The sequence below is a fragment of the Trichocoleus sp. FACHB-90 genome, assembly GCF_014695505.1.
GTDB lineage: Bacteria > Cyanobacteriota > Cyanobacteriia > Cyanobacteriales > FACHB-T130 > Funiculus > Funiculus sociatus.
Genome location: NZ_JACJOK010000104.1, coordinates 1 through 4,385, shown reverse-complemented (window position 1 = coordinate 4,385; position 4,385 = coordinate 1). Strand labels below are relative to the sequence as shown.

Annotated in this window: 5 protein-coding genes; all 5 read left to right on the top strand. The window is 40.2% G+C overall.

Features of this window, described 5'->3' with window-relative positions:
• Positions 1 to 223: 223 nt before the first annotated feature.
• The 5 genes from H6F74_RS28620 (at position 224) to H6F74_RS28605 (ending at position 4,328) form a co-directional block, all read left to right on the top strand.
• On the top strand, positions 224 to 376 hold the full coding sequence (locus H6F74_RS28620; protein ID WP_190445493.1) for a hypothetical protein: 153 nt from the start codon (positions 224 to 226) through the stop codon (positions 374 to 376).
• A 1-nt stretch (position 377) separates the two neighbouring features.
• Positions 378 to 575 carry a hypothetical protein gene (locus H6F74_RS29745; RefSeq protein WP_206756377.1) on the top strand — a complete coding sequence of 66 codons (198 nt, stop codon included), beginning with the start codon at positions 378 to 380 and terminating at the stop codon, positions 573 to 575.
• Positions 576 to 591: 16 nt separating this feature from the next.
• Entirely contained in the window at positions 592 to 1,440 is an 849-nt protein-coding gene (locus H6F74_RS28615) for an alpha/beta hydrolase (protein ID WP_190445492.1), read from the top strand.
• 1,183 nt (positions 1,441 to 2,623) lie between these two features.
• The gene (locus tag H6F74_RS28610; RefSeq protein WP_190445491.1) at positions 2,624 to 3,508 is read left to right on the top strand and encodes a class I SAM-dependent methyltransferase; all 885 of its coding nucleotides are present in this window, start codon (positions 2,624 to 2,626) and stop codon (positions 3,506 to 3,508) included.
• Between the two features lie 376 nt (positions 3,509 to 3,884).
• Positions 3,885 to 4,328 (top strand): nuclease-related domain-containing protein, encoded by a 444-nt coding sequence (locus H6F74_RS28605; protein ID WP_190445490.1) that lies wholly within the window; start codon positions 3,885 to 3,887, stop codon positions 4,326 to 4,328.
• Positions 4,329 to 4,385 lie beyond the last annotated feature (57 nt).

The window sequence follows — 4,385 nt, the reverse complement described above, 5'->3', positions numbered from 1 at the left end:
GTGAAAACCGTAACGTTCGGTAAGTTTAATAAGGTATCTAGATGAAAGTCCATTGTTCTTTTTGGGTAAAATGTAGCGATCGCTACATTTTACCCCATGATGCCGCAAGACCCCGTCGCAATGAGTGTTGTCTTATATCACCCAAGTAGGTGAACTTGCAGGATGAAGACAGCTCTCTTGTCACTCCTCTATAGTGGAGCTGATTCATTTGAGAGGTTAGCCTATGTTTGAGCGACAGTTTCCACGCTTGGATGGGTTCACCAAAGCCGAACGGATTGGGATGACGGCTCGTGTGAGTGAGGCGATTAGCCAAGCAGGAGCCTGGATTACTGACTTCCACCTTTACTCGAACATGTTAAGAAAGCATCAACTTTGAGGTGCCCAGCGCCAACTTGAACAGACTGGCTGCATCTGTGCAAGAGACAGGTTTGCATTTGAGCCAAGAGAGGTTGGAGCAACTTATGCCTGCTAACGAATCGACGCTGAAACACAAGGAGCTAGTAGGGACATTGCAAATTACATTTGTACACAACGAACCCGACTTGCTCCGAGAGGTGCCTGCTGTTCCGGGATAAGAGCTGAGGTAAGAATATGTCTCTAACAAGCCATGTGTATTCAAAAGGTTTTAAGCTCCAGTATATTATTGAGGGTAATGGAACTCCTACTATCGTGGTTGGAAGTTCATTGTATTACTCAAGAACGTTTTCTAAAAATCTTCGTAACCATTTAAAGTTGGTCTTTGTCGATCATCGAGGTTTCTCACCTCAGAATGATTGTAAAGACACTTCTATGTACCAGTTAGACTCACTGGTTGATGATATTGAACTGGTTAGGAAAGAGTTAGGATTTGACAAGATTATTGTTATTGGTCATTCAGGTCATGCCTTTATGGCGCTGGAGTATGCCAAGAAATATCAGGACTATGTATCTCATCTGGTAATGATGTGTGTAGGCCCGAATTACTCGCATGAAGGGCATGAAGCTGCCCAAAGATATTTGAATGACTCTGTTTGCCCTGAGCGTAAAGCAGCGCTTGCTAAAAACTTAAGTAAGCTGTCTCAAGAAATGGAAACTGCACCTGAGAAAGCTTTTATTACTTATTGTCTTCTCATGGGGCCCAAAAGTTGGTTTGACTACAACTATGACGCAACAAAACTCTGGGAGGGTGTAGAAGTCAATATGGCGATGTTTGATTATGTCTGGGGTGAGGTTTTTCGGGACATCGATATTACTGAGAACTTAGATAAGTTGCTTTCCCCTGTACTCCTTGCTCTGGGTCGTTATGATTACCTCGTTCCACCACCGTATATGTGGGAAAGAGTAAGAGACAAGTTCAGTAATTTGACTATTCGCATATTTGAGAAGAGCAGTCATGTGCCTCAGTTTGAAGAACCAGAGCTATTCGATAAAGAGTTGCTTGAGTGGCTGAGAAATAACTAATCCTTGATTCCATAGGCAAACCAATATCTTCTTCTATTCAGCGTTTTAACTATAGCAGTCCTATCTGATTCGTAAAGGAGAAAAAACCAACCTCTAAAAAAGTCGGTATTCTGAATTATTGGCATTTCACAACTCAAAGTGACATAACCTAAAACCAACAACTGTCTCAAGACAATAGAGTTGGTGGGCTTAGTAGGTCTAAAAGGCTAGGATTTTAATAGAAGTAGATATTGGGTTTCCTTCGTCAATCAAACCTATGGAGAATTTGCAATCAGACCAGATAATCTCACCATTCATTGTGACCCCGAATTTAGGGTTCCTGTAAATAAAGTTTTCAGCTAATTATAGCGGTTCTTATACGAGTGAGGTACACCAAAATCTAGTGTTATCAAGCTTTCAAGTTTTGAGATTGTACCTCACACAACCGAGAACCGCTATAGCGGCTTATGACGGATTGGCTATATTAGCTTGCTACTTCGATGGAACCTTTCTAGCTTACACATCTGCCTACGAAGGAACGTTAGAACATTAATATTCGCTTTGTTTTTTTGCTTAGCTGGACTAGCTTCATTTTGGGCAATCAAGAAACTGCACATTTATCTGAACTCTATTTGAAGCTTTGAAGGTAATAGTTAATCAGAGTTTTTTAAAATGCTGGCACATAACCAGATATTTTAAAATGCCCCGTTGGGACATATCGCGATTAATCCTCAGTTGTCAGATAACAAATTATTTGTCGCTTTTAACACATTGGTGTCGTTCATCAAAAAACCTTTCAAATCTTTTACAATAGGGTTTTTGGGCTAAGTAACACTTTGGTAGGAATGCCTATTTAAAGCCATAATTGTTTTAACTCCAGCTTTTCTTCATCCAAATATATTTAGGCTTTGATAGCGATAGGAACGTTCAACGATAACAAGTTGTTAAGACGACAAATAATCTGTTATTCGACATTTAGCCTGAAAAGGCTCTAACATTGTATTTGCAAACTTCATTAGTTTGTACACAACCTAATCTCGATTCTAAAATTACCTGGGAAGATATCAAATCTCAACTCTACTATAAATGGCACGATGTAGCAAAAATCCCATTTACTTTATGTAACAAAGCTAAGTTTGTATGACTTAAAACCTTTAATATTGACCAATCCCAACAGCAACCGAGAAGCATCCAAGCAAACATCATGGCAGACGTACCTAATAGAAACCAACTACACCAAGAGAACCGCTTATCTTGGAACGAAGCGACTAAAGCGCACAACAGTCATAAAAGCGACCAAGCCAAGTTTTTCAAAGCAGGTGGCAGTACCCTCTTTCCAGAAGAAAAGGAACTGCTAGGTGACATCGCTGGCTTATCCTTAGTTCATCTCCAATGCAACGCAGGTCAGGATACCTTAAGTTTGGCACAACTGGGTGCTAAAGTAACTGGTGTAGATATCAGTGATGAAGCAATTGAATTTGCTCAAAAGCTATCACAAACATCTGCCATTCATGCAACATTCTATCGTTATGATATTTACGATTGGCTAGCAGAAACAGCAAAGACAAACGAACGTTTTGATATAGCATTTTGCTCTTACGGCGCAATTTGTTGGCTATCTAATATCAGTTTCTGGGCAAAAGGAATCGCATCCATACTAAAACCAAATGGGCGATTAGTTGTAGTTGAATTTCATCCAGTTGCCATGATGTTTGATGAAGGATGGACGCTCAAATATCCCTATTTTACTGACGGTCAACCATTAACTTGGTCAGATGGCATCATCGATTACGTAGCACAATCGGCTGGCGGGCTAACACCTTGGGTTTATGAAAAGGGAATCGAAAACTTTCGTAATCCCTATCCGTCCCATGAATTTCAATGGGGTACTGGAGAAATTATTACAGCAGTATTAGAAGCTAAGCTAAATCTAGAAATATTCAAAGAATATTCTTATGCTAATGGTTGCAAGTTATTTGACACAATGGAAGAATTACCCGGACGGCGCATGGTTTCTCCCTCCGATATACCTTCTATCCCTTTGATGTATAGCTTATGCGCTCGGATGCCTATACTTCACGAAAATTGATGGACTCCAATATTTATTAAACTTTATCTCACCCAAATGCCCCAATTAGAAAACAAAACCTAGATTCCTGATTCTTCCCTGCCAACCAGCATAAAAATAAGTGCCATTGGCACCTAGTTTCTGCTTATCCTTTCCAGCAGATTGAGTGGGTAAAATCAATTGCCGCTGCAAAGTCTAACGACTGGTCTGCGCTCCACTCATCTATCTGCACCAATAAATCTTCAATCGTTCCAGCGTCTCAGCTATCGAGCAATGAGCCAGGGAAATTAATGCGATTTTGTCTGTGAGGGTTTAGAAGGCAGGTAAATGAGTTGTGTTAAATATGCTTTTTTTTCGGGAACTCTAAGTTAAAGCGATAGAAAGAGCTAGGAGTCACATGGTTGTAGGTACTGAAAACCAATCATCAGAGTGGAAATTTATTGAGACGGAACCTTTGGGTTTAAAAGGTGAAGCTGGGGAACAGCGAGTTTGGGATCGGCTCCGTCAAACTTTTAGACAAGGAGAGGGGGTTGTCCTTTGGAGCTATAGCACATTTAAAAAAGACCAACAATTTAAAAAAGAACCGGATATCTTGATTGTTAGCCGCGAACTCGGATTAATTATTATTGAAGTTAAGTCTTGCAAAATTAATGATATTGAAGCAATTGAGGGAAACCGATGGAAGATGAGCCAACGGTTCTATAGTGATTACCTTTATCCCTACCGCCAAGCAGAGAAACAGCGGCTCTACCGAACTTGTTATGTAAAAATGTTAAAAATGGCTAATCAAAATAGCAGAAACAGAATAGGTATAAGAAGTGACATTTGTTGCGGGGCTTGAATTCTGGGATTGATTGTGATTAAGTAGATGCAGTAAAAAAGCAGCCCCAGACTGGGT